The 25,827-nt window shown below is 72.0% G+C and carries 19 protein-coding genes; 6 read left to right on the top strand and 13 right to left on the bottom strand.

Annotated elements, in window-relative coordinates:
* Positions 1–166: 166 nt before the first annotated feature.
* The 10 genes from MCAG_RS05260 to MCAG_RS05215 all read right to left on the bottom strand — a co-directional run bounded on the left by MCAG_RS05260 (position 167) and on the right by MCAG_RS05215 (position 14,641).
* Positions 167–1,600 (bottom strand): GH1 family beta-glucosidase, encoded by a 1,434-nt coding sequence (locus MCAG_RS05260; RefSeq protein ID WP_007071935.1) that lies wholly within the window; start codon positions 1,598–1,600, stop codon positions 167–169.
* Positions 1,597–3,834: an alpha-xylosidase gene (gene yicI, locus MCAG_RS05255; RefSeq protein ID WP_007071934.1), complete on the bottom strand. Its 2,238-nt coding sequence runs from the start codon at positions 3,832–3,834 to the stop codon at positions 1,597–1,599. Before yicI ends, MCAG_RS05260 begins: the two co-directional genes overlap by 4 nt.
* Entirely contained in the window at positions 3,831–4,733 is a 903-nt protein-coding gene (locus MCAG_RS05250) for a carbohydrate ABC transporter permease (RefSeq protein ID WP_036372415.1), read from the bottom strand. Before MCAG_RS05250 ends, yicI begins: the two co-directional genes overlap by 4 nt.
* A complete protein-coding gene (locus MCAG_RS05245; protein ID WP_007071932.1) occupies positions 4,733–5,701 on the bottom strand; it encodes a carbohydrate ABC transporter permease in 969 nt (322 codons plus the stop codon). The genes MCAG_RS05250 and MCAG_RS05245 overlap by 1 nt, the downstream gene beginning before the upstream one ends.
* 61 nt (positions 5,702–5,762) lie before the next feature.
* Positions 5,763–7,067, bottom strand: a complete 1,305-nt coding sequence (locus tag MCAG_RS05240) for an ABC transporter substrate-binding protein (protein WP_007071931.1) — start codon at positions 7,065–7,067, stop codon at positions 5,763–5,765.
* On the bottom strand, positions 7,067–8,194 hold the full coding sequence (locus tag MCAG_RS05235) for a LacI family DNA-binding transcriptional regulator (RefSeq protein ID WP_085986105.1): 1,128 nt from the start codon (positions 8,192–8,194) through the stop codon (positions 7,067–7,069). The genes MCAG_RS05240 and MCAG_RS05235 overlap by 1 nt, the downstream gene beginning before the upstream one ends.
* 186 nt (positions 8,195–8,380) lie before the next feature.
* Positions 8,381–9,190, bottom strand: coding sequence for a metal-dependent hydrolase (locus MCAG_RS05230; RefSeq protein WP_007071929.1), 810 nt, complete (start codon positions 9,188–9,190; stop codon positions 8,381–8,383).
* 136 nt (positions 9,191–9,326) lie between these two features.
* Positions 9,327–11,144: a serine/threonine-protein kinase gene (locus MCAG_RS05225; protein ID WP_036372412.1), complete on the bottom strand. Its 1,818-nt coding sequence runs from the start codon at positions 11,142–11,144 to the stop codon at positions 9,327–9,329.
* Between the two features lie 79 nt (positions 11,145–11,223).
* The gene (locus MCAG_RS05220) at positions 11,224–12,555 is read right to left on the bottom strand and encodes a glycosyltransferase family 4 protein (protein WP_007071927.1); all 1,332 of its coding nucleotides are present in this window, start codon (positions 12,553–12,555) and stop codon (positions 11,224–11,226) included.
* A 142-nt stretch (positions 12,556–12,697) separates the two neighbouring features.
* Positions 12,698–14,641 carry an amylo-alpha-1,6-glucosidase gene (locus tag MCAG_RS05215; RefSeq protein ID WP_007071926.1) on the bottom strand — a complete coding sequence of 648 codons (1,944 nt, stop codon included), beginning with the start codon at positions 14,639–14,641 and terminating at the stop codon, positions 12,698–12,700.
* Between the two features lie 41 nt (positions 14,642–14,682).
* On the opposite strand from MCAG_RS05215, the gene MCAG_RS05210 reads away from it, so the two are divergent.
* Both MCAG_RS05210 and MCAG_RS05205 read left to right on the top strand, forming a co-directional pair.
* On the top strand, positions 14,683–17,433 hold the full coding sequence (locus MCAG_RS05210) for a glucosidase (protein ID WP_036372409.1): 2,751 nt from the start codon (positions 14,683–14,685) through the stop codon (positions 17,431–17,433).
* Between the two features lie 53 nt (positions 17,434–17,486).
* Positions 17,487–18,197, top strand: a complete 711-nt coding sequence (locus MCAG_RS05205; protein ID WP_007071924.1) for an HAD family hydrolase — start codon at positions 17,487–17,489, stop codon at positions 18,195–18,197.
* A 548-nt stretch (positions 18,198–18,745) separates the two neighbouring features.
* Here MCAG_RS05205 and MCAG_RS05200 read toward each other — a convergent pair.
* Both MCAG_RS05200 and MCAG_RS05195 read right to left on the bottom strand, forming a co-directional pair.
* Positions 18,746–19,021, bottom strand: a complete 276-nt coding sequence (locus MCAG_RS05200) for a hypothetical protein (RefSeq protein WP_007071923.1) — start codon at positions 19,019–19,021, stop codon at positions 18,746–18,748.
* Between the two features lie 47 nt (positions 19,022–19,068).
* Positions 19,069–19,500: a hypothetical protein gene (locus MCAG_RS05195; protein WP_007071922.1), complete on the bottom strand. Its 432-nt coding sequence runs from the start codon at positions 19,498–19,500 to the stop codon at positions 19,069–19,071.
* Positions 19,501–20,026: 526 nt separating this feature from the next.
* Here MCAG_RS05195 and MCAG_RS05190 point away from each other — a divergent pair.
* Genes MCAG_RS05190 through MCAG_RS05175 form a run of 4 tightly spaced genes read left to right on the top strand, consistent with a single transcriptional unit; the run spans position 20,027 to position 24,378 of the window.
* A complete protein-coding gene (locus MCAG_RS05190; protein ID WP_007071921.1) occupies positions 20,027–21,307 on the top strand; it encodes an ABC transporter substrate-binding protein in 1,281 nt (426 codons plus the stop codon).
* A gap of 55 nt (positions 21,308–21,362) precedes the next feature.
* The gene (locus MCAG_RS05185; protein WP_007071920.1) at positions 21,363–22,322 is read left to right on the top strand and encodes a carbohydrate ABC transporter permease; all 960 of its coding nucleotides are present in this window, start codon (positions 21,363–21,365) and stop codon (positions 22,320–22,322) included.
* Position 22,323: 1 nt separating this feature from the next.
* Entirely contained in the window at positions 22,324–23,157 is an 834-nt protein-coding gene (locus MCAG_RS05180) for a carbohydrate ABC transporter permease (RefSeq protein ID WP_036372407.1), read from the top strand.
* Between the two features lie 12 nt (positions 23,158–23,169).
* Positions 23,170–24,378: an ABC transporter ATP-binding protein gene (locus tag MCAG_RS05175; RefSeq protein ID WP_007071918.1), complete on the top strand. Its 1,209-nt coding sequence runs from the start codon at positions 23,170–23,172 to the stop codon at positions 24,376–24,378.
* Positions 24,379–24,528: 150 nt separating this feature from the next.
* On the opposite strand, the gene MCAG_RS33445 is transcribed toward MCAG_RS05175, so the two are convergent.
* Positions 24,529–25,602, bottom strand: coding sequence for a winged helix DNA-binding domain-containing protein (locus MCAG_RS33445; protein ID WP_198141715.1), 1,074 nt, complete (start codon positions 25,600–25,602; stop codon positions 24,529–24,531).
* Between the last annotated feature and the right edge of the window lie 225 nt (positions 25,603–25,827).

The following is a 25,827-nucleotide window of genomic DNA, read 5'->3' as shown; positions in this document are numbered from 1 at the left end:
GCGCAGAATGCCCGGGCGGAGAGTTCGTTGATCTCCTTGTGCCCGGGCATGACGATGTTCTGCGAGCCGTACCTGTGGATTGTGTGGCCCGATCGCTTCACCAACCGCCGGCCGCCGGCCGGAGCTGCTCGCCCGCCGGGCGGACGAGCAGCTCCGCTGAGGACGCTCAGGCTGACGACGCCACCACGCCTCGGCCGCCCGCCGGCGGCTCCAGCCGGCCCGTACCGGCCAGGCCCCGGTACCAGTGGGCGCTGTCCTTCCAGATCCGCTCCTGCGTGTCGTAGTCGACCCGGATGATGCCGAAGCGCCGGTCGTAGCCGTACGCCCACTCGAAGTTGTCCAGCAGCGACCAGACGAAGTACCCGCGCACGTCCGCGCCCGCGTCCATGGCCGCGCCGACCGCGTCGATGTGCCGGTACAGGTAGTCCAGCCGCCGCTCGTCGTGGACCCGGCCGTCGGGGGTGACCACGTCGTCGAACGCCGCGCCGTTCTCGGTGATCATCAGCGGCAGGTCGGGGTGCTCCCGGTGCAGCCGCAGCAGCAGCTCGGTCATGCCGGCGGGCTCGATGTTCCAGCCCATCGCCGTGTACGGGCCCGGCTGCGGCAGGAAGTCCACGTCGTCGGCGCCGACCCACGGGGTGTGCGCCGAGCTGCCGTGCCCGTCGTTGTCCGAGCGGGCCGAGACACCGTCCCAGGCCCGGACCAGGGTGGTCGAGTAGTAGTTCACCCCGAGCACGTCCAGCGGCACCGCGATCGTCTGCTCGTCGCCGTCGCGCACGAACGACCAGTCGGTCACCTTCGCGGTGTCGGCGAGCAGGTCGGCCGGGTACGCCCCGTCGAGCATCGGGCCGAGGAACGCCCGGTTGGCCAGTGCGTCGATGCGGCGCACCGCGTCGGCGTCGGCCGCCGAGCCCGACGCCGGCCGGATCACGTGCAGGTTCAGCGTCACCGACAGCTCCGCCGCCGGCACCAGCTCGCGCACCACCCGGCCGGCCAGACCGTGGGCCAGATTGAGATGGTGTACGGCGGCCAGTGCCCCGGCCGGCTCGGTGCGCCCCGGCGCGTGCACCCCGGAGCCGTAGCCGAGGTACGCCGAGCACCACGGCTCGTTGAACGTCGTCCAGGTGTGTACCCGGTCGCCGAGCGCCTCGACGACGCCGGCCGCGTACTCCTGGAATCGCAGCGCGGTGTCCCGGGCCGGCCAGCCGCCGGCGTCCTCCAGTTCCTGCGGCAGGTCCCAGTGGTACATGGTGGCCACCGGCCGGACGCCCCGCTCCAGCAGCCCGTCGACCAGGCGGGAGTAGAAGTCCAGCCCGGCCCGGTTGAACGCGCCGGAGCCGCCGGGCTGCACCCGGGGCCAGGAGATCGAGAACCGGTACGCGGCGAGCCCCAGCTCGGCAATGTGCCGCAGGTCCTCGGGCCACCGGTGGTAGTGGTCGGCGGCCACGTCGCCGGTGTCCCCGTTGTGGGTGCGGCCCGGGGTGTGGCTGTAGGTGTCCCAGATCGACGGGCCCCGCCCGTCCTCGGTGGCCGCGCCCTCGATCTGGTATGCCGCCGTCGCCGAGCCCCACACGAAGCCCTCAGGAAAGACCCTGGTCACCGGTTCGCCTCCGATCCCACCACGTCGCAGCCGTACCCGGACGACGCGCCGGCCACCAGCTCGACTCCGGCCGTCGCGTCGTCGTACCGCACCTCGAACTCGGCGCCCGGGCCGCCGCCGGGCGAGGGGATCCGCACCCGGGTCCGCTGCCCGGCCACGGGTGCGAACAGCCGCAGCCGTACGCCGTCGGCCCACTCGTAGTCGGGCCGGTCGTCGGTCGACCCGAACGGGATCACCGCACCCGGGCGGGCGAGCACCGGCAGGCTGTCGTAGTCGTGCTTCTCGGTCACCCAGGCCGGCCCGGTGAGCTGCGCGCCGCTGACCAGGTGCGTCCAGGTGCCGGCCGGCACGTAGAAGGTGACCTCGCCGTCGGCGCTCATCACGGGCGCGACCAGCACGTCCGGGCCGAGCATGTACTGCCGGTCCAGGTAGGCGGCCATCGGGTCGTCCGGGAACTCCACGACCATCGGCCGCATCACCGGCACGCCGTCGCGGTGCGCCTCCTCGGCCGCCGCCGCCAGGTACGGCATGAGGCGCAGCTTGAGCCGGGTGAAGTGGCGCAGCACCTCCACGGCCTCGTCGTCGTACGCCCACGGCACCCGGTACGAGCCGGAGCCGTGCAGCCGGGAGTGCGAGGAGAGCAGCCCGAACGCGATCCACCGCTTGAACACCGCAGGGTCGGGGGTGCCCTCGAAGCCGCCGATGTCGTGGCTCCAGTACCCGAACCCGGACGCCGACAGCGACAGCCCGCCGCGCAGCGACTCGGCCATCGCCACGAACGTCGACTCGCAGTCGCCGCCCCAGTGCACCGGGAACTGCTGCCCGCCGGCCGTGGCGGACCGGGCGAACACGATCGCCTCGCCGACGCCGCGTTCGGACTCCAGCAGCTCGAAGACCGCCTTGTTGTAGAGGTAGGCGTAGTAGTTGTGCATCCGCTGCGGGTCCGACCCGTCGTGCCAGACCACCTCGGTGGGGATGCGCTCGCCGAAGTCGGTCTTGAAGCAGTCGACGCCCATGTCGAGCAGGACCTTGAGCTTGCCGGAGAACCAGGCCACCGCGTCGGGGTTGGTGAAGTCGACAAGCGCCATGCCGGCCTGCCACTTGTCCCACTGCCAGACCGACCCGTCGGGGTTGCGCACCAGGTAGCCGGCCCGGCGGCCCTCCTCGAACAGGTAGGAACGCTGGGCGATGTACGGGTTGATCCAGACGCACACCTTCAGGCCGCGCTCGTGCAGCCGGCGCAGCATCCCCTCCGGCTCGGGGAAGGTCGCCGGGTCCCAGACGAAGTCGACCCAGTGGAACTGCCGCATCCAGAAGCAGTCGAAGTGGAACACCGACAGCGGCAGGTTCCGCTCGGCCATCCCGTCGATGAACTCGGCGACGGTCTTCTCGTCGTACGAGGTGGTGAACGACGTCGACAGCCACAGCCCGTACGACCAGGCCGGGACGCGGGCCGGGCGGCCGGTGAGCGCGGTGTAGCGGCGCAGCACGTCCTTCGGGGTGGGCCCGTCGATCAGGTAGTAGGTCAGCGACTGTCCCTCGACGCTGAACTGGGCCTGCGAGACGACCTCCGAGCCGACCTCGAACGACACGTGCTCGGGGTGGTCGACGAAGACGCCGTAGCCGGCGCTGCTGAGGTAGAACGGCACGTTCTTGTACGCCTGCTCGCTGGCGGTGCCGCCGTCGGCGTTCCAGATGTCGACGGTCTGGCCGTTCTTGACGAACGGGCCGAACCGCTCGCCGAGGCCGTAGATCGTCTCCCCGACGCCCAGCGCCAGCCGATCGTGGACGAAGTGGCGGCCCTCGCCGTCGGTGACGATGCCGACGCTGCGCTCGGTGGACGAGGTGACCAGGCGATCGCCGCGCAGGAAGTCGACCCGCCACCGGTCGACCAGCGTGACCCGGGCGGTCAGCTCGCCGGTGGTCAGTGCCGCGCTGACACCGGTGACCTCGACGGTGACCGGGTGGTCGTCGCCGGCCGCCAGGTCGAAGCGCGGCTGCTTCGGCAGCCCGCCGGAGTGGTGCCCGACGGTCACCCCGATGACGCCCGGGGCGGGGGAGAAGAACTGGACGGTGACGACCGGGCGGTTGAGGGTGTCGCCCCGCCCGGTGATCTGACCGGTCGGCGCGAAGACGGTGAAGCCGCGTTCGTCCGGCTCCACCGATTCGACTGTGCCGGGGCGCAGGACGGTGACCCCCGGACGCAGTTGCCAGTACCCGTCGGTGAACTTCACTTCTCGGCTCCTACCGTGATGCCGCGGCTCAGCGTGCGCTGGAAGATGAGGAAGAACACGATCGCCGGGACGAGGCTGATCAGCGCCCCGGCGTTGGTGGTGGGGGCGTCCATCAGCCGGTCACCCTGCAACGACGCGAGGGCCACCGGGATGGTCTGGGTCTGGTTGTCGATGAGCATCACCAGCGGGATGAGGAACTCGTTCCAGGTCCAGATGAAGAAGAAGACCAGCAGCACGGCGAGGGTGGGCCGGACGTTGGGCAGGACGACCCGCCACAGGATCGTCCACTTGCCGGCCCCGTCCAGCGCCGCCGCCTCCAGCAGGCTCTTGGGGAACGTGCCGAGCACCGAGGCGAGCAGGTACGTGCCGAACGCGCTCTGGATGACCGTGAAGATGATGATCACGACGAGTCTGGTGTTGTAGAGGCCGGCCTCCTTGGCGAAGTAGTAGAGCGGGTACACCAGGGACTCCTGCGGCAGCATGTTCGCCAGCAGGAACGCCCCGACGATCCAGAGCCGGCCGCGGACCCGGCCGATGCCCAGCGCGTACGCGTTGAGCAGCGACACGGCGACCGCGAGCACCGCGACCGAGCCGGCGATCAGCGTGGAGTTCCACAGCTTCTGCGGGAAGTCGACCCGCGTCCAGTACGTCCGCAGGCCCTGGGTGTAGAACTCCGACGGCCAGCTCAGCGGCCCGTCCGTCGAGTACTGCCCGGGCGCCTTGAACGCGTTGAGCAGCATGAACGCGAACGGCACCAGCATGACCAGCGCCCCGGCGGTGACCACGGCCAGCACGATCCACCGGCCGATGCCCCGGTGGTGCCGATCGGGCACCCGGGCGGGGCGGCCGGGCTTCGCGAAGGCCGTGGGGGCCTTGGGGGGAGTGATGGTGACGGACATCAGGCGCCCCCGTCCCGTCGTTCGGCGCGGTGTTGCGCGCGGATGAACAGCAGCGCCACCACCACGATGATCAGCGTCAGCACGGTCGAGATCGCCGACCCGTACCCGACCTGGAGTTTCTTGAAGAACGTGTAGTACGCGAAGTAGGACGGCACGTTGGTGGCATTCTCCGGGCCGCCCCGGGTCAGCGCGTAGATCGGCCCGAACACCTTCATCGCGGCGATGGTGCAGGTGAGCGCGACGACGAACGTCTCCGGCCGGATCTGCGGCAGGGTGATCGCCCAAAACCGGCGGGCCCAGCCCGCGCCGTCGATCTCCGCCGCCTCGTACAACTCGGGGTCCACCCGCTGCAACGCGGCCATGAACACCACCACCGGGTAGCCGATCTGCACCCAGATCATCACGCCCATCACCGCCGGCAGGGCGGTGTCGGGGTCGCCGAGCCAGTCGTGGGACAGCGCGCCCAGCCCGACGGCGTCGAGCAGCCCGTTGAGGGCCCCGTCGGGGCGCAGGATCCAGCCCCACACGATGCCGGCCACCACGACCGGCAGCACCTGCGGCAGGTAGAACGCGGCCCGCAGCGCGTTGGCGGTACGCGGCTTGAACCGCCGCCCGATGGTGTCGAACAGCACCGCCGCGAGCACCAGCCCGACCGCGGTGGGCACCACGACCATCGCCACGATCATGGCGAGGGTGTTGCGGAACGACTGCCAGAACACGGTGTCGTCGAGCAGGCGCTGGTAGTTCTCCAGCCCGACGAAGGTCGGATCGCCGATGCCGGACCAGCGGGTCAGCGACAGGTAGCCGGTGAACAGCAGCGGCCCGCCGATGACCAACGCGAAGAGCACCGCGCCGGGCAGCAGGTACAGCCAGTACGCCGCGTCGCCACGCCGACGGCGCGGGCCCCTGCCGGCTTTCGGGGTGGGTGTGGCCCGGCGTCGGGTGACGAGGGCGTCGGATGCAGCCATGGTGATCCCTCCGGTGCGCCGGCGGGCGCGTCGCTCAGCACGCGCCCGCCGGGCGTCCTCGTCAGCCGCGCTTGATCTCCGCGACGCCCTCGTCGTACGGCTTGGCGATCGCGTCGAGCACCTGATCGGGAGACTTGGACTGGTTGATCAGGCCCTGGAAGCCGGAGACCAGCACGTCGTAGTAGCCGGGGACCGGCCAGTCCGGGTAGAAGGCAAGGCCGTCGGTGGAGCTGATCGCGTTGAAGTTCTCGATCAGCTTGCGGTCCTTGGCGTCGGCGATCTTCGTCGGGTCGCCGGCCACCGGGACGCCGCCGTTGTTGCCGATCAGGGCCTGGATCTCCGGGCGCATGGTGATGTCGATGAAGTCGTACGCCAGGTCCTTGGCCTTGCTGGTCGCCGGGACCACCCAGATGTTGCCGGACGAGCCGGCGTGCAGCTTGTTGCCGGGGAACAGGAAGCTGTCCCAGTTCGCCTTCATCTCGCTCTTGAACCGGCCGTACCACCAGCTTCCGGAGACGATCATCGGGGTCTTGCCGGCGATGAACGCGGTGCCCATGTCCTCGGCCTTGGCGCTGGCGGTGCCCTTGCCGACGTAGCCCTTGCGGACCCACTCGGCGAACGTGTCCGCGCCGTACTTGAGTGGGTCGGCCTTGAAGTTCACCGGGTTCTTGTAGAGCTGGTAGTTGTCGACGAACGCCCGGTCGGCCTTGGCCAGCGCGAGCTCGTAGAAGAGCTGCCCGGCCGGGTACTCGGCGCCGGCGGTGCCCAGCGGGGTGACGCCCTTGGCGACGAAGGTGTCCATCACGGCGGTCAGCTCGTCGAGGGTGGTGGGGACCTTCACCCCGTACTTGTCGAACAGGTCCTTGTTGTAATAGACCATCACGTACTCGCCGTAGTTCGGCACCCCGTACCAGTTGCCGGAGCCCATCACGCCCTTGTCGTCGTACTTGGCGGTGGTCTGCAGGCTGGGGCTGAGCGCCTTGTCCCAGCCGCGCTTGGTCGCCTCGGCCGTGAGGTCGGTGAGCAGGCCCTGCTTGGACAACAGGCCGGCGGTGGCGTTGCCCTTGTTGTACTCCATGATGTCCGGGCCCTCGGACGAGTTGATGATCATTCCGGCGTTCTGCTGGATCTGCTCGAACGCCTTGCGCTCGAAGCGCACCTCGACGCCGGGGTGCTCCTGCTTGAAGACCTCGATCGCCTTGTCCCACGCCACGCCCATGGCGCTGGTCTCGCCCTCGTAGTGCCAGAGCTTGAGCACCTTGGCGCCGCTGGCGCCCTCGTCGGCGTCGTCACCGCAGGCGGTCAGGGAAACCGTCGCGGCGACGGCCAGGGTCACCGCCGCGACGACTGTGCGGAATCGTTGCATTACCATTCTCCTCGTGAGTATCGAGCGGGTACTCCTCTAGGCCCGCCGTCGCGTGGCAGCGCGGCGGCGGGCTGTGTTTCTTGCTCGTCGTCCCCGGCGGCGTCCCCCGTCGGACGACCGGAAGGCCCGCTGGAACCGCGGACCTCCAATGTGCACGGCAGCAGTTGCTGGTGGATCGGGGCGCTGTCCTGCTCCAGGTGGCACAGCAGCGCCTCGACCGCGATGCGCCCCAGCGCCGAACCGGGCGACGTCATCGCGGTCAGCGCCGGGGTGGCCAGCTCGGCGACCTGCGGCGAGGTGACCATGGAGACGACCGAGACGTCGTCGGGCACCGTGAGGCCTCGGCCGGCCAGCCCGCTGAGGATGCCGAACACGGCGCTCTCGTTCATGGCGAGGACCGCGGTCAGGTCGGGGGCCCGGTCGAACGCCGTGTCCAGGGCCGCCCGCCCGCCGGCCGCGCTGTCCTCCGCGGGGATCATCAGCGGCTCGACCCCGTGCTCGGCCATCGCCGCGGCGAACGCGTCGCGGGTGCGCAGCGCCGGGCCGTACCCCTCGGCGATGGTCGTGGCCGAGTGGTTGACGTAGACGATGCGGCGGTGGCCGAGGCCGACGAGGTGTGCGACGGCGTCGCGCACGGTGCGATCGAAGTCGATGTCGACGTACGACAGGCCGGTGGTGTCGCCGGTGCGGCCGATGAGGACCAGCGGCACGCCCGCCTCCCGCAGCACGGCCACCCGGTCGTCTTCGAGCTGCACCTCCATCAGCAACGCGCCGTCGAGCATGCGCTGGCTGGCCAGTCGCCGCAGGCCGTCGAGGTCGTCGGCGTCGACGGGGGAGAGCACCAGGTGGTAGCCCGCCGCGCTGGCCGCCGAGGCTGCGCCGGTGACGAAGGCCGTCTCGGTGGCGCCCATGCCGCGCTCGTCGATCGGCAGGAGCAGGCCGAGGATGCGGCTGCGCCGGCTGGCCAGCCCCCGGGCCATCGCGTGCGGCTGGTAGTCCAGCTCCGCCATCGCGGCGCGGACCTTCTCCCGGGTGGCCTGGGAGATGGGGCGGGCGCCGGTGAGCACGTACGACACCGTGCTGACGGAGACCCGCGCGAGCCGGGCGACGTCGTGCATCGTGGCCATCGCGCACCTCCCTCACCGGCTGGCCGACAGGCTTCTGACCTGCGTCGAAGCGCTTAGTCGAAGCGTTTCGACAGACCGTAGGTCACGTGTTACGAGGGCGTCAATAGCCGATGACGAAAATGGGTCGCCGGGCCGATTCCGCGTCGAGAACGCGGCCGGCCCGGCGACGGGGCTGGTGGGGGTGGGTCAGATCTCGATGTTGAACTTGCGCAGCACCGACGGGGCGACCAGGCCCACCGCCGCGAGCACGGACAGGGCGGTCAGCACGCCGCGCAGCACGATCACCTCGGTCTTGCTGCCGGTGCGCAGGGCGATGCTGTTCGGCAGGCCGACCATCATCCACATCCGGCGCTTGATCGGGATCGGCCAGAGGATCGGCACCCCGGCGCGGGTGATCATGTCGCCGAGGATGTGCACGAAGCAGCCCACCCCGACGGCCAGCCCGATCAGCGGGTACCCCCGGTCGCCGGGGAGGTTGGCGAACGTGAACCAGGCGGCGGCGGCCGAGGCCAGGGTCACGATCACCCAGCCCGCGCGCTCCGCCCACCGGTCGAACAGCCCGCGCAGGGCCAGCCCGAACATGAAGAACAGGATGCCGACCACCGCCGGTTTGCCGTACGCGGCGCAGAGCGCGGTGGTGCCCCAGCCGACCAGCACGGTGAACGGGATGGTGTGGGTCAGGGTGCGGTGGCCGTTGTTGCGGCGCGGGTCCTTGCTGAGCTTGGTCGCGTAGTAGACGCCGAGGGAGATCTTCTCCATCACCTCGGCGACGAAGAGGCTGACCACCCCGAAGGTGCGCGCGACCGTGGCCCCGCCCCGGTTGCGGGTCACCTTGCCGGACAGGTCGAGGTCGGGGAAGAGCGCGCCTCCGGCGCAGACCGCGGTGCCGACGGCGAGGGCCAGCGGCGACTGCTGGTAGTCGGCGAACTGATCGAGCGCCCAGGAGCCGGTCAGCCACACCGCCGCGCCCGACAGTGCGTGGGACGGTCCCATCATGACGTCTCGCCCTCCCCAGGGATCTTGATCCACAAACTACGCCACTGTGGCAGAGTCGCCGCCGGGGAGCAATCACCCGGACGGTCCACAGGGGAAGGCGTCGCGATCCGGTCGCCACGTGCTTGGCCGAGTCGGCTCACGCCGTGCCGTCGGCCCGGAAGCTGGACCGCATCGTCTCCCGCTCGGCCGCGCCGGCGGCCCATCCCGCGTCGGGGCCGCTCCAGGCCAGCGACCACGAGCGGGTGCTGCGGGGGATGAGCTGCACCCCACGCAGTCGCGCGCCCATCGGCGCGTCCCAGGCGCACTCCCACTCCGCCCCCCGGTCGGCCACCTCCGCCAGCCGGATCTTCACGTACCGGGGGAGGGCGCCCGCGGCCCGCGCGCGGCGCTCGTTGGCACGCAGCTGAGCCAGCGGAGTGACGTCTGGGTCATCGGCCGGGGAAATGGTCAGCATCCGGCGGGCGGACGGGTCCTGGAAGCAGACCGCGGTCCCGTCCCGGTAGTGCCGCCAGCCGGGCGGCACGGCGAGCCGGAACCCGGCGGGGTCGGCGTACCAGGCCCAGCCCTCCGGCGGGCGCAGCGGCTCGTCCGGTGCGGGCGGGACGGTCGTCGGCGGCTCGCCGAAGGGGTAGGGCCGCAGGCAGGGAAAGGGCGGGGGCGGGACACCCGCACCGAGCGGCGGCAGCACCGGTCCGGCCGCCGACGGGCTCGGCGTCGCCCCCGGCGTGTCCGGGGGTGCCGCCCTGCGGGCGGCGTGGGGGCTGAACAGCGCGAAGGCGACGGTGTGCGCGACCAGCAGCACGATCGCCACGGCTGCCACGACCAGCGGCCAGCGTCGCCCGGCCAGCGTGGCGGCGTCCGACGGCCCGGCCAGCGTCGGCCTGTCCCACGTCGGTTCCTTCCACGCCGGCGCGTCCCGCGTGGGCCCCTCCGGCGTCGGCCCGTTCCGCTTCGGTCCGTTCTGCCTGGAGCCTTTCCGCGTCGGCCCGTTCCGCTTCGGCCCGTTCCGTCCCGGGGGCCCCGACGTCCAGCCCGGCACGACCATCCGGTCCGCCTCGACGGGCCCGACCGGCCCGACCGGCCCGACCGACGGGACCACCGTCGCCGGTGAGGCGACCACGATGGGGGAGGGGTCGGCGCCCGGGGCGGCGGCCTTCGCCAGGCGGCGCTGCGTCTCGTCGTGGTCGATGCGGTGCCGCGGGTCCCGGCGGAGCAGGCCGGCCAGGACCGGCCGCAGCGGTCCGGCGTGCGGCGCCGGATCCGGCGGCCGGGTGGCCAGGGCGCTCAGCGTCGCCATCGCGGTGCTGCGGGCGTACGGCGATTTGCCCTCGACGGCCGCGTGCAGGGTCGCGCCGAGCGACCACAGGTCGGCCTCCACGCTGGAGACACCCTCGGCGGCCCGCTCCGGGGCGACGAACTGCGGGGAGCCGAGTACCAGCCCCGGTTGGGTCATCGCCCCGTCCCCGCCGTCGAAGACGGCGAGCCCGAAGTCGGTGAGCATCACCCGCCCGTCGTCGGCGATGAGCACGTTGGCGGGCTTGACGTCGCGGTGCAGCACCCCGGCGTGGTGCGCGGCGCGCAGCGCGGCCAGCAGTGCCAGCCCGATCGCCGCGGCCCGTCGGGGTGGTAGCGGCCCGGACGCGTCCAGGATGTTCTGCAACGACCGGGACGGCACGTACTCCATGATCAGCCACGGGTCGCCGTCGACGGGCACCACGTCGTAGACCCGGACCACGTTGGGGTGGTTGAGCCGGGCCGTCGTGCGCGCCTCCCGCAGCGTGCGGGAACGCAGCTCGTCGCGCTCCTCCCCGGCCAGCACCGCCGGCGGGACGACCTGTTTGACCGCGACGTCGCGGTCAAGCATCTCGTCTTTGGCACGCCAGACCCGGCCCATGCCGCCGCGACCCACGAGGTCGAGCAGGCGGTACCGGCCGCCGATAACTACCTGCTGCACCGCTCTCCTCACCGCTGGCCGACGTACACCATAGCCAGAGGATCGGCGACGACCTATCGGACGTCAGGTCGGGGAAGCGTCAGCAGGCGGCGTGCCCGGCGGTCAGCAGGTTACCCTCCGGAATGGCGATCCGGGGCCGCCCCGCGCCCAGCCGGCTCGCCGCCCGGCGGGCCTGGAACGAGCCGTGCTCGCGGCGGGCCGCCGTGTAGCTGCTCGCGGTGTGGGCGGCGATGGTCGCCCAGCCGTACCGCTCGCTGACCATCGTCCGGGCCCGGCGGGCCACCCGGCGGGCGAAGACCTCGTCGCCGATGAGCCGGTCGACCGCGCCCGCCAGTGCGCCCGGGTCGCTGTGCGGGAAGGTCACCCCGGTGACCCCGGGCTCGACGATCTCGGCGAGCCCGCCCGTCGAGGCGACCGCCAGCGGAGCGCCGGCTGCGGCGGCCTCCAGGGCGACCATGCCGAACGGCTCGTAGAGGCTAGGCACGACGGTGGCGTCGGTGGCGGCCAGCATGGCCGGGAGCTGGGTGGAGTCCAGGAAGCCGGTGAAGCGCACGGTGTCGCCCAGGTGCAGCCGGTGCGCCTGCTCCACCAACTCCTGCCGGTACGGGCCGTCGCCGGCGATCACCACCCGCAGCCCCGGGTGCCGCTCGCGCAGGTACGGCACCGCGTGCATCAGGTGCTGCACGCCCTTTTCGTAGACCAGCCGGCCCGCGTACCCGACCAGGGGACCGTCACCGGCGAACCGGGCCCGCGCCGAGGCGACCGCCCGGGGGCGGGCCCGCCAGGCCCGGTCGTCCACCCCGTTGGCCACCACGTCCACGCGGGCGGCCGGCACGTCGAACAGGCGGGTGATCTGGTCGCGCATGTACCCGGAGCAGGCGATCACCCGGGTCGACTCGCCGCTGATCCAGTGTTCGACGCCGTGGATGGTGCGGTTCATCTCCTCCGGCAGCCAGCCCTGGTGCCGGCCCGCCTCCGTGGCGTGGATCGTGGTCACCAGCGGCAGGTCCAGGTACTCGGCGAGGGTGATCGCGGTGTGCGCGACGAGCCAGTCGTGGGCGTGGATGACGTCGTAGGTGGCGGATTCGGTGGCGCGCAGGGCGGCGCGGGTGAGGGTGTGGTTGAAGGCCATGGTCCAGGCCAGGAGGCTGCCGGTGGCCAGGGGGAAGGTGACCGGGTCCTCGGCGGCGCGTAGGACGCGGACGCCGTCGGCGTACTCCTCCAGGGGTGCGCCCTCGGCGTGGCGGGTGACGACGGTGACCTCGTGGCCGGCGGCGGCGAGGGCGACGGAGAGGGCGTGCACGTGGCGGCCGAGGCCGCCGACGAGCACCGGCGGATACTCCCAGGAGAGGATGAGCACCCGCTGGTGCCGGGCGGGGTTGATGTCGATCACTTTGGCGTCAGGTGACATGCGGCCCCCTTTGAGTTGTCCCCGGCGCGCGCGCCGGCCACACCCGCAGACCGGGTGCCGCCGACGAGCCCTGGATCTTCGGCCAATCCTGCCCCCGGCCGGATAACCGGCGGAGACGTCACCGTTGCGGGGATGTAAAGCGCTACCGGCGGACCCGGCGCGCGCGCAGCACCTCCGCGACCGACCACGCCTGGAACGGGCAGCCCGTCGCCGCGTGCGGGGCCGCCCCGTCGGCCGTCTCGCTGACCGACCCCAGCCCGTGCTCGGTCAGGTGTGCCTCCACGCCGACGAACAGGTCGTCCACCGGCAGCTTCGCCCGCCGGGCCGCGTCCACGTACGGCCCGAGCAGCCACGGCCACACCGTGCCCTGGTGGTAGCCGCCGTCCCGCTCGGCCGGGCCGCCCCGGTGCCGGCCGACGTAGCCGGGCGAGTCGGGGGAGAGGCTGCGCGGCCCCAGCGGGGTGAGCAGCCCGGCGGCGACCCGGCGCAGCGTCGGCTCGTCGGGCTCCAGCGGCGCGTACGGCAGCGACCAGGCCAGTAGCTGGTTCGGGCGCAGCAGGTCGTCGTCGTGGAACGGCGCGCCGCCCAGCGGGTAGGCCGGCGCGGGCGCGTCCACCACGTCGTGCAGCCAGCCGACCGGGGAGGGAAAGCGCGCGGCGAACGACGCGGTGGCCCGGGCGTGCAGCCGCCACAGCTCGGCGGCGTCGGCCCCGGCCAGCTCCGTCAGCTCGGCCAGCCCCGCGAGCCCGTTGACCCACAGCGCGTTGACCTCCACCGGCTTGCCCGTGCGCGGGGTGACCGGCACCCCGTACACCCGGGCGTCCATCCAGGTCAGCGCCGTGCCCGGGCTGCCGCCCTGGGTGACCAGGCCGTCGGCCGGGTCGACGGCGATGCCGTACCGGGTGCCGGCCAGGTACGCGTCGACCACCCCGCGCAGCGCCGGCAGCAGCTCGTCGCCGAGGTCGGTGTCCCCGGTGACGGTGACGTGCCGGCTCACCGCGTGCAGGAACCACAGCGCGGCGTCGACCGTGTTGTACTCCACCTGCCCGGTGTCGGCCGTGTTGGCGAGCATCCCCTCCGACAGGCTCGCCGCGTACGCCCGCAGCAGCTCCCGCCCCTCGTCGGCCCGGTTCGCGCACAGGAACAACCCCTCGTACGAGGTCATGGTGTCCCGTGACCACGCGCCGAACCACGGGTAGCCGGCGACCACGTCCGGGCCGGCGGCGGTGCGTACGACGAACGCGTCGGCGGCCAGCGCGAGGGTGGCCTCGACGGCGTCCGCCGGCATGGCCCGTGCTACCACCTGCCGGCTGCGCCGCCGGGCCGCCGCGACGATCTGCTCCGCCGGGGGCGGCGCGGTGGTCAGGTCTCCCGCCCAGGCCAGCACCGACACCGTGTCGCCGGGGCGCTCCAGCGTGCCGCAGAACCGCCCGGCGTGGAAGATGTCGTCGTCCGGGTGCAGGCCCCGAGCCGCCTCCTCGCGGTGGTGCACCCCGAGCCACCACTGCCCCTCGGGGGCCCAGTCCGGCCCGGCGAGGCGGAACGTGCCCTCCACCACCGCGCCGCCGTCCACCGGTTCGACCCGGGGCGCGGGACCGTCGGCGCGCCGCTCGCCGTGCGCGTCGCGCCAGGTGCAGGCCGCCGACAGGTCGAGGCGGACCGGCCCGCCGGAGACCAGCCGGTGCACCACCGCCACACACGAGCGCCCGTACGCCATCGCCAGCTCGCGCTCGATCACCACGTCGCCGATCCGCCACCGCCAGCGCGGCAGCCCGTCGGTCAAGTCGAAGCGTTCCAGCAGCTCAAAGCCGCGCGGGTCGACGTCGCCGGAGGACCACTCGTGCGCGCCGAGGCGCAGCCGCGCGCCCGAGGGGAGGGTGACCGCCGGGTCGAGACTGACCAGTCCCACGTTCCGGGAGGCCGGGGTCTGGCCGGCAACCACCAGCAACCCGTGGTAGCGGCGGGTGCGCAGCCCGCTCACGGTGCCCATGGCGTACCCGCCCAGGCCGTCCGGGACCAGCCACTCCCTGGTGGCTCCGCCGGTCAGCTCCCCGCAAATCTGCGGACCGAAACGAATGTCGATCAACTTTCCTCCAGCGGCGCGAGGTGTAACACACCACGACGAGAATGGCCGCTGTGGTGAAGTACCCCGGCGGCACCGAAGATAGGCACGTGATCACCGACATGCCCCCCTCCTCCGCGCCCGCACCCGACGCCGAACGGCTCCGGCTCGCCCAGGCAGACTCCGGGGAGCAGGACTGGCGCGCATGGGGTCCCTATCTGTCCGAGCGGGCGTGGGGGACGGTACGGGAGGACTACAGCGAGCACGGCACGGCGTGGGACTACTTCCCCCACGACCACGCGCGGTCCAGAGCCTACCGGTGGAGCGAGGACGGCATGGCGGGCGTCTGCGACGACCGGCAGACGTTCTGCTTCGCCCTCGCCCTGTGGAACGGGCGCGACCCGATCCTCAAGGAGCGGATGTTCGGCCTCGGCGGCGACGGCGGCAACCACGGCGAGGACGCCAAGGAGTACTGGTGGTACCTGGACTCCACGCCCACCCACTCCTGGATGCGGTGGCGCTACCACTATCCGCAGGCCGCCTTCCCGTACGACGAACTGGTCGCCGTCAACGCGCTGCGTGGCCGCGACGACACCGAGTACGAGCTGGTCGACACGGGGATCTTCGACGACGACCGGTACTGGGCGGTGACCGTCGACTACGCCAAGGCGTCCCCGACGGACATGTGCGTCGTGGTGACCGTCGCCAACCGGGGCGACACCGCCGAGCGGCTGCACGTGCTGCCGTCGCTGTGGTTCCGCAACACGTGGGCGTGGGGCCTGCCCGGCGGGGACCGGGTGCCCCGGCTCGTCGGCTCCGCCGCCGGGGCCGGCGTCGGCGCCCGGCTCGTCGGCGAGCACTGGGTGCTCGGCCAGATCCTGCTGGAGGGCGACGGCGACCCGGTGCCGCTGCTCTGCGACAACGACACCAACGCCGAGCGGCTCTGGGGGCTGCCCGGCCGCTCGGCGTACCCCAAGGACGGGATCAACGACCACGTGGTGAACGGCGCGGCGACGGTCAACCCCGAGCGGGAGGGGACCAAGGGCGCGCTGCACTACGTGCTCGACGTGCCGGCCGGCGGGCACCGGCAGATCCGGCTGCGGCTGACCCGCACCGCGCCGCCGCCTGGCGGGACGCCGCCGCCGGCCGCCGACCTGGGTGCCGGCTTCGACGCGCTGGTGTGGGCGCGGCGGGCCGAGGCGAACCGGTTCTTCGACGGTGTCGTCCCGGCCACCGCCACCGCCGACGAGGCCCTCGTCGCCCGGCAGGCCATCGCCGGGCTGATGTGGGGCAAGCAGTTCTACCACTTCGACGTGAAGCGGTGGCTGGAGGGCGACCCCGGCTCCACGCCTCCGGCCGGCCGCCGGCACGGGCGCAACAGCCACTGGTGGCACATGACCAGCTTCGACGTGATCTCCATGCCCGACCCGTGGGAGTACCCCTGGTACGCGGCCTGGGACCTGGCCTTCCACTGCGTCAGCATCGCCCGCGTCGATCCGGGCTTCGCCAAGTCGCAGCTACTGCTCCTGCTGCGCGAGTGGTACCTGCACCCCAACGGGCAGATTCCGGCGTACGAGTGGGCGTTCGGCGATGTCAACCCGCCCGTGCACGCGTGGGCCGTGCTGAAGGTCTTCGAGATCGACGGCTCCCGCGACCACGAGTTCCTGGCCCGGGTCATGCACAAGCTGTTGCTCAACTTCACCTGGTGGGTCAACCGCAAGGACACCGGCGGCAACAACGTCTTCGAGGGCGGTTTCCTCGGGCTGGACAACGTCGGCCCGTTCGACCGCTCGGCGGCGCTGCCGGTGGCCGGGACGCTGGAGCAGTCCGACGGCACCGGCTGGATGGCCATGTACGCGCTCAACCTGCTCGACATCGCCATCGTGCTCGCCGAACACGACCGGACGTGGGTCGACACCGCCACCAAGTTCTTCGAGCACTTCGCCTACATCGCCGCCGCCGCGTACGACCAGGGGCTCTGGGACGAGGAGGACGCGTTCTTCTACGACGTGCTGCGGCTGGCCGACGGCAGCCAGGTGCCGCTGAAGGTCCGCTCGGTGGTGGGCCTGCTGCCGCTGGCGGCCACCACCCGGCTCACCGCGCGTACGCTGCGCCGCCTGCCCGAGCTGGGAGCCCGGCTGCGTTGGTTCCTCACCCACCGGCCCGAGTACGCCGCCGTGATCGGCGCCCGCCGGATCGGCCCGGACGGCCGCCAGCAGCGGCTGTTGACCATGGTCGGCCCGGAGAAGGTGGTCCGCATGCTGGCCCGGATGCTCGACACCGAGGAGTTCCTCTCCGAGTACGGCCTGCGCACGCTCAGCCGTGCCCACCTGGACAAGCCGTTCACCGTCACCCTCGGCGGCCAGGAGTTCAGCGTCGGCTACGAGCCGGCCGAGTCGACCAGCGGCCTGTTCGGCGGCAACTCCAACTGGCGCGGCCCGATCTGGATGCCGACCAACTTCCTGCTGATCAGCGCGTTGCGCGACTACGCGGCCTTCTTCGGCGACGACCTCCAGGTCGAGTATCCGACCCGCTCGGGGGTGAAGCGGACCCTCAACGAGATCGCCGATGACCTCTCCGCGCGGTTGATCTCGCTGTTCACCAGGGACGGCTGGGGCCGGCGGCCCATCTACGGGGCCGCCCAGCTCTTCCAGACCCACCCCGACTGGCGGGACCTGATCAGCTTCCCGGAGTACTTCCACGGCGACAACGGCGCGGGGCTGGGGGCGTGGCACCAGACGGGCTGGACGGCCCTGGTCGCCGACCTGATCCTCACCCTGCGCCGCGGGCCCACCGGCCCGGCGGAATCGGCGTGACCGCGCCGCGCCATCCGCAGTACGGTGTCCGGGCCCAGCGGGAGGGGGAAGCGATGCGGCAGGGCACGACGGGCCGGCGGAACGCGCAGGTGCTGGTCTTCGACGCCGACGACACGCTGTGGGAGAACAACGTCGTCTTCGAGCGGGTCATCGACGACTTCCTCGCGTGGCTGGACCACCCGACGCTGGACCGGGCGGAGATCCGGGCCATCCTCGACGACATCGAGCGGGCCAACGCGGTCGTCCACGGGTACGGCAGCAAGGTCTTCCTGCGCAGCCTGGGCGAGTGCCTGGAGCGGCTGCGGGAGCGGCCCGTCTCCGCCGCGGAGCGCCGCCAGATCGATGCCCTGGCCGAGGCGCTGGTCAACCACCAGGTCGAACTGATGCCCGGGGTGGCCGCGACGCTCGACGCGCTGGCCGAGCGGCACCGGCTGCTGCTGCTCACCAAGGGCGACCGGGAGGAGCAGCAGCGCAAGCTCGACGCCTCCGGGCTGCTGCACCACTTCCACGCCGCGCACGTCGTGCCGGAGAAGAACGTCGACACCTACCGGTGGCTCGCCGGGGAGCACGGCTTCGACCCGGGCGCCGCCTGGATGATCGGCAACTCGCCGCGGTCGGACATCCTGCCGGCCCGGGCCGCCGGCATGTGGGCGGTGTTCATCCCGAACGAGAACACCTGGGTGCTGGAGCACGACGACCTCGACCCGACCGACACCGGCGTGCTCCGGCTGGCCACGTTCGAAGACCTGCTCCGGCACTTCTGACGTTCTCACCCGCTCGACGCGCCCGTTTCTCGCGTTCTGGGCGCGCTCGACACGCCCGTTCTGGGCGCGCTCGACACGCCCGCCGGGCGCACCTGCTCCGATGCAGAACAGCGTCGGCGCGGTGGCTCGTGTTACGGCCTGCTGCCGGATTTGGGATCTGCCGACAATCGCGGCCATGAATGGCCGGGACAGGTTGTTCCGCCTGCGCCGCGCTGCCTAACCTGAACCGGCGTTCGCGGCTCTTCGGGTGAGTCGGGAACGCGCCGAAGTCCGGCGGTGGCGCACCGTGGAGCTGAGTGCAGGCGGGCCGCATCGTCGCGGGTGAGCCCCAGCGTGGGCGGCATGGTCCGCTCACGCGTTCACCGGCGCGATTCCGCTGCCACACCGGACGGCCGGTGGGTCAGGGCCGGGGAACTGCGGACCCGGTCCTGACCCGTGTCCGCCCACGGGGGCGACGCCGTGGGCCGCCTGCCGCGCCGATCAAGCATCGTGGCCGCCCGTCGGGTCGACGCCGTCGATCGTGGAGCGGGTGGCGTCTCGACCGGCGGTCAGGAGATCTCGCCCCGGACGATCGCCACCGCCACCCGGCAGAACTCGTCCATGTCCGGCTGGAAACCGGCCGCGATGTCCGGGTGTAGCCCGGACCGCGTCTCGTCCAGCAGCCGCTGACAGACCTGCTCCACCGGCTCGCCCGCGAAACTCGACCGGATCCGCTCCGTGGCCGCCTGCAGGGCCGAGGTCAGCTGGTCCTCCAGCGGGCCCCGCAGCTTCCGCTGCACGGGGTCGAGCCCGTTCGGGTCGAGCGTGACATGTGGCTCCGACATCAACGCTCCCTTCGTCGGCGTCGGCGGTACCCCACCGCGCGCGTCGGTCAAACCACGGTTGGCATGGCGGCCACCCGCACCCGGTAGGAGAACTCCTCCGCCGGTTCCTCCAGGTACGACAGCCGGCGGATCTGCCGGTCGTCGGTGTAGAGGGCGACGTCGGCGAGGACCCCGAGGTGGGTCAGGCCGATGGTGGCGACCCTCTTCTTGTCCTGCAGCACCGCGCAGACTCCGCCGAGCAGGGTGCTGGCGTCGGAGGTGCGGTGCCCCGGCGGACAGCGCAGGGTCAGCTCCACCTCCACCGGCCCGCCCAGCGGGGTCCAGCCGGTGCGCTGGGCCGCCGAGCAGGCCGCCAGGAGCAGGGCCCGGACTCTCGTCGCCTGCCGGTGCCCGGCGGCGAAGATGGACAGGGCCTCGGTCTTCACCGGGGGCAGGCCGCTCACCTCGAATGTCAGGGCGAGAGCGCGGGTGTCCTGCACGACGGCACCTCCTCGTCGTCAACGATCCTGCCCAACGGGTGAACCGGCAGCGGGGGGTTCGCTCGATTACCCACCGATCGGGCAGGCAGGGGTCGGCCGGAGGCGTATCGACTTCGACGGCGACGCGCTGGCAGCTGAGTCGGGGGAACTCCAGGCAAACGCTAGTCGAACCGGCGGATGCCCGGTAGCCTCCGCGCGTACGTGTCGTGACCGGCCGGAGGCACGTTGTCCCGGCCGGCCCGCGCCCGACGGACTCCCGTGCGACCCGCGTACCGCCTCGTCCCAGCGGCCGTCGCCGGCGGACGAACCGGACACGTGGCGCGATCGGCGGCCCGGCGGCCGAAGCGGAGGCCGCCCGGGGTGACACCTGTTGCGGTCAGGTTTCGCGGCTTCGCAGGTCGGGCAGTGTTCCCCGCACGAAGCGCCCGGGACGGGCCGGTGGTCGCCGGCCCTCGCCCGGCCGTCTCGCCGTGCGCCGGGGCACGGGTGACCTCCCCGGATCTTCGCCGAAGAGAGGGGGAGGACGATGGCAGAATCGGCCCGACATCGGCGTCGACCCGCGGCCCGGGCGGGGGCCGTCGCCGCCGCGCTCGCGCTGGTCGCGCCGCTGGCCGCGTGCGGCTCCGGCGGCGACGGCGGTACGCCCACCATCAACCTGTACTACCCGCCCGAGCAGAACCTGCAGAAGGTCGTCGACGACTGCAACGCCGAGGCCCAGGGGCGCTACCGCATCGCCTACCGGGTGCTTCCGCGTCAAGCCGACGACCAGCGGGTGCAACTGGTCCGTCGGCTCGCCGCCGGGGACACCGGGATGGACGTGCTCGGCCTCGACGTCACCTGGACCCAGGAGTTCGCCAGCGCGGACTGGATCCGGGAGTGGACCGGGCAGGACCGGGCCGACGTGGAGCAGGGCACCCTCGCCGGGCCGCTGGACACCGCCCGGTACCAGGGCAAGCTGTACGGCGCGCCGAAGAACACCAACGTGCAGCTCCTGTGGTACCGCACCGACCTGGTGCCACAGCCGCCGAAGACCTGGGACGACATGATCAAGCAGGCCCAGGACCTGAAGGCGCAGGGCAAGCCCTACCAGGTGCTCACCATGGGCGCCCAGTACGAGGGGCTCGTCGTGCTCTACAACACCCTCGCCGAGAGCGCGGGCGGCAAGATTCTCAGCGACGACGGCAAGCAGGCGGTGATGGACGCCGGCACGGTCACCGCGCTCGACCAGCTCCGGCGCTTCGCCACGTCCGGCGTGACGTCGCCGTCGTTCAGCAACGCCACCGAGGACCCCGTCCGGCTGGAGTTCCAGTCCGGCGGCGGCGCGTTCCAGGTGAACTGGCCCTTCGTCTACCCGGCCTTGCAGGAGGCCGACCCGGAGCTGGCGAGGAAGGTGAAGTGGGCGCGGGTGCCGGGGATCGACGCCGACACCCCGAGCAAGGTCACCATCGGCGGCGTCAACCTGGCCGTCAGCGCGTACTCGACGCACCCGGCGGAGTCCTTCGAGGCCGCCAGGTGCCTCCGCAACGCGAGGAACCAGAGGTTCTCCGCCGTCAACGACGGCGTGCCACCGACCATCGAGCAGGTCTACGACGACCCGGAGATGGACGAGGCGTACCCGATGAAGGAGACCATCCTGGAGGAGCTGAAGGAGCCGGCGACGCGCCCGCTGACCCCGGCGTACCAGAGCATCTCCACCGTGATGTCGGCGATCCTGTCGCCGCCGTCGGCGATCCGCCCCGAGCAGACCGCCGACGAGCTGCGCGACGCCATCGCCGACGCCCTGGAGTCGAAGGGGGTGCTGCCGTGAGCGTGAGGAGTGAGCCGGTCCTGCGAGCCCCGCAGTCGCGAACGAAGGAGGCACCGTGAGCGTGAGGAGTGAGCCGGTCCTGCCGGCGCTCGTGCCCGCCCAGCGCGCCGGCCGCCGCCTGGGCAAGACCGCACTCAGCGAGAACAAGCGGGCCGAACGCAAGCTCGGCTGGCTGCTCTGCGCTCCCGCCGCGCTGGTCATGGTGCTGGTCACGGCGTACCCGATCGGCTACTCGATCTGGCTGTCGTTGCAGCGCTACGACCTGCGCTTTCCCGACCAGCGCGAGTTCATCGGGCTGGAGAACTACGTGACGGTGCTGACCAACGAGTTCTGGTGGACCGCGTTCGGGGTCACCATGCTGATCACCGTCGTCACCGTCGCGGTCGAGCTGGCGCTCGGCATGGGGCTGGCGCTGATCATGCATCGGACGCTGGTCGGTCGGGGCATCGTCCGCACCGCCGCGCTCATCCCGTACGGGATCGTCACGGTCGTCGCCGCCTTCTCCTGGCGGTACGCCTGGACGCCGGGCACCGGCTACCTGGCGAACCTGTTCAGCGACGGCGCGCCGCTGACCGAGCGGGCCAGCTCCCTGGCGATCGTCATGCTCGCGGAGATCTGGAAGACCACTCCGTTCATGGCGTTGCTGCTGATGGCCGGCCTCGCCCTGGTGCCGGAGGACCTGCTCAAGGCGGCGTCCACCGACGGGGCGACCGCGTGGCAGCGGTTCACCAGGGTCATGCTGCCGGTGATGAAGCCGGCGATCCTGGTCGCCCTGCTGTTCCGCACGCTCGACGCGTTCCGGGTGTTCGACAACATCTACGTGCTCACCGCCGGTGGCAACGAGACCTCGTCGGTGTCGATGCTCGCCTACAACAACCTGATCCGGGGCCTGAACCTCGGCATCGGGTCGACGATGTCCGTGCTGATCTTCCTCACCGTGGCGGCCATCGCGTTCGTCTTCGTGAAGCTGTTCGGCACCGCTGCCCCGGGCAGCGACGATGGGGAGAGGCGCTGACATGGCCGACACCACCACGCGGGCGAAGCTGCGCTGGGGTCTGCTGGACGTCATCGTCGTCGTCTTCGCGCTGGTCCCGGTGCTCTGGATCGCCTCGCTGTCGTTCAAGACCCCGGCCACCCTCACCGACGGCAGATTCTGGCCCCGGGAGTGGACGCTGGACAACTACCGGTCGATCTTCGACACCGACCAGTTCGTCCGGGCCCTGGTCAACTCGGTCGGCATCGCGCTCATCGCCACGCTCGTCGCGGTGGTGCTCGGCGCGATGGCCGCGTACGCGATCTCCCGGCTGGACTTTCCCGGCAAGAAGCTGCTCGTCGGCGTCGCCCTGCTGATCGCGATGTTCCCGCAGGTGTCGCTGGTGTCGCCGCTGTTCGAGATCGAGCGGCAGCTCGGGCTGTTCGACACCTGGCCGGGGCTGATCCTGCCGTACATCACCTTCGCGCTGCCGCTGGCGATCTACACGCTGTCGGCGTTCTTCAAGCAGATCCCGTGGGACCTGGAGAAGGCGGCGAAGATGGACGGCGCGACGCAGGGCCAGGCGTTCCGGCGGGTCATCGCCCCGTTGGCCGCGCCGGGGCTGTTCACCACGGCGATCCTGGTCTTCATCTTCTGCTGGAACGACTTCCTGTTCGCCATCACGCTCACCTCCACCGAGCGGGCCCGCACGGTGCCGGTGGCGCTGTCGTTCTTCACCGGCGAGTCGCAGTTCGAGGACCCCACCGGGGCCATCTGCGCCGCCGCCGTGGTGATCACCGTACCGATCGTCGCATTCGTGCTCTTCTTCCAGCGCCGCATCGTCTCCGGCCTGACCTCCGGCGCAGTCAAGGGATAGGTGGTTGTAGGCATGGCTGACATCGTGTTGGACAAGGTGAGCAAGCGGTTCCCGGACGGGACCGTGGCGGTGCAGAACGTGGACCTGGAGATCGCCGATGGCGAGTTCGTCATCCTGGTCGGCCCGTCCGGCTGCGGGAAGTCCACCACCCTCAACATGATCGCCGGGCTGGAGGACATCAGCTCCGGTGAGCTGCGCATCGGCGGCCAGCGGGTCAACGACAAGGCCCCCCGGGACCGGGACATCGCGATGGTGTTCCAGTCGTACGCGCTCTACCCGAACATGACCGTCCGGGAGAACATGGCGTTCCCGCTGCGACTGGCCAAGCTCGACAGGCAAACCATCGACGCCAAGGTCGACGAGGCGGCGAAGGTCCTGGAGCTGACCCCGCTGCTGGACCGCAAGCCGGCCAACCTCTCCGGCGGCCAGCGGCAGCGGGTGGCGATGGGCCGGGCGATCGTCCGCCAGCCCAAGGCGTTCCTGATGGACGAGCCGCTGTCCAACCTGGACGCGAAGCTGCGGGTGCAGATGCGCACGGTCGTGTCCCGGTTGCAGAAGCAGCTCGGCACCACCACCGTCTACGTCACCCACGACCAGACCGAGGCGATGACCCTCGGCGACCGGGTGGTGATCATGCGGGGCGGCTCGATCCAGCAGGTCGGCCCGCCGCAGGAGCTCTACGACCACCCACGCAACCTCTTCGTGGCCGGCTTCATCGGCTCCCCGTCGATGAACTTCCTGCACGCCGCCGTCTCCGACGGGAAGCTGCGTACCGCCATCGGCGACGTGCCGATCGGCGAGCGGATCCGCCGCGAACTGGAGGCCGGCGACGCCCCACGCGAGCTGATCCTCGGCATCCGCCCCGAGCACTTCGAGGACGCCGAACTCGTCGACGACGACACCCGCCGCCGGGGCGCGGAGTTCACCGCGCCGGTCGACATCGTCGAGTCCATGGGCTCCGACAAGTACGTCTACTTCACCCTGGAGGGGGAGCGGGCCAGCGCCGCCGAGCTGGAGGAGTTGGCCGCCGACGCCGGGGCCGACTTCACCGGCGGCGGAGCCAGCCTGGTCACCCGGCTGTCGGCCGAGTCGACGGTACGCGAGGGCGAGGACCGCCGGGTCTGGTTCAACCTGGAGAAGATCCACCTGTTCGACCCGGGCACCGGCCGCAACCTGACCCTGCACGAGGGGCGGGCGTCCGGCGCGCTCGGGGGCTCCTGACCTGCGCGGCGGGCCCACGGCGGCATGGGCGTGGGCCCAGTGCGCCGAACGGGCTCCGACCCGGGTTGTCCCGTGGCCGGAGCCCGGTGGCGGTCCGACCGGGGGCCACCCGTGGTCGACTTCCGCGTAGCTGGAGCGGCTCTCCGCGAACTAGACCCCCTCGGACCACGCGACGGCCGCTGGCAACCCGACGAAGGCCGCGTACGCCGCCAACGCCGCGTCCACCCGCCCCCGGGTCGCGGCGTCGAGGTCGACCAGCGGGCGCACCGCCACCTTCACCTTGGTCTTGCCCAGCGTCCGCTTCCAGGTGCCGGCGACCCGGCCGCCGTGCACCACCGTCGACTGGAACACTCCGTTGCCGCCGGGGATGACCGCCTGCTTGTGCTCCGGGGCGAGCATCAGCGACCGGTCCTTGAAACCCAGCAGGTACTCGTCGAAGCCGGGCAGGGTGTGCACGTCGTCGACCGGGGCGCGGGGCGCGTCGAGCAGGGCCGGATCGGCCACCGCCTCGACCCCGTCGACCGTCACCGTGGCGAGCGCGTCACCGGCGGCGGCGATGCCCCGCTTGGCGTCGGCTGCCGTCAGGCCCGTCCAGCCGGCGAAGTCCTGCCGGGTGGTGGGACCGTGACTGCGGAAGTAGCGCAGCGCCAGGATGCCGAGGGCCTCGTCGCGGTCGGGGCGGTGCGGGTCGGGCACCCACTCGTCGAGCAGCGCGAAGGTCTGCTCGGTGCCGACGTGCGGGGCGATGCAGGTCACGCCCTTTTGCGCCACGTACCACAGCAGGTGGTAGCCGCGCTGCCCGGCGGTGTCGATGCCGGCCGCGTGGAGGGTGGCCTGGCACTGCGAGCGGGTCATCCGCACACCGCCGGTCAACGCCTCGCCGAGCACGTCGGCGGCCCGGTCGGCCTCTTCCAGGCTGAGCCCGAGGAACGCCCGGCGCGGCCCGGCCGCGGCCAGGGCGCGCACGCCGGTGACCTCGAGCATCCAGCGGGCGTCGCGGGACGGGACGAGGTGCACGGTGCCCCGCATCGGCCAGGTGCGCAGCGCCTCCCGCCGCTCCAGCGCGTCCTGCACGTCGGCCTGCGTCCAGCCGGGCAGCCGCAGCCCGAGCGACCACAGGCCGCTCGCCGCGTCCTGCGCCTGCATCGCGCCGAACCACTCGACGACGCCGGCCACGTCCTTCGGGCGGGCCGTGGGGTGGGGGCGCAGCAGCAGGCTGGCCATCCGCAGCGCGAGCGCCTCCGCGCCGGTCAGCGCCGCCCGGCCCGTCAGCGCCGCCCCGCCGGCCAGCGGGGCCGCCCCCGCCCGCTTCCTCGCGCCGCTCGTCGCCACGTCGTCAGCCGCCTTCCCCACGCCTCGACGGCCAGCATAGGACCGGGCACCGACACCGCCGGGCACGCGCCCGGGCGGGCGGATCACCAGGGACCCACCCGCCCGGGGGTTGCGCCG

This window comes from Micromonospora sp. ATCC 39149 (assembly GCF_000158815.1).
Taxonomy (GTDB): domain Bacteria; phylum Actinomycetota; class Actinomycetes; order Mycobacteriales; family Micromonosporaceae; genus Micromonospora.
Note: the sequence above shows the minus strand (reverse complement) of the source record. Positions and strands in the feature narration are given on the sequence as shown.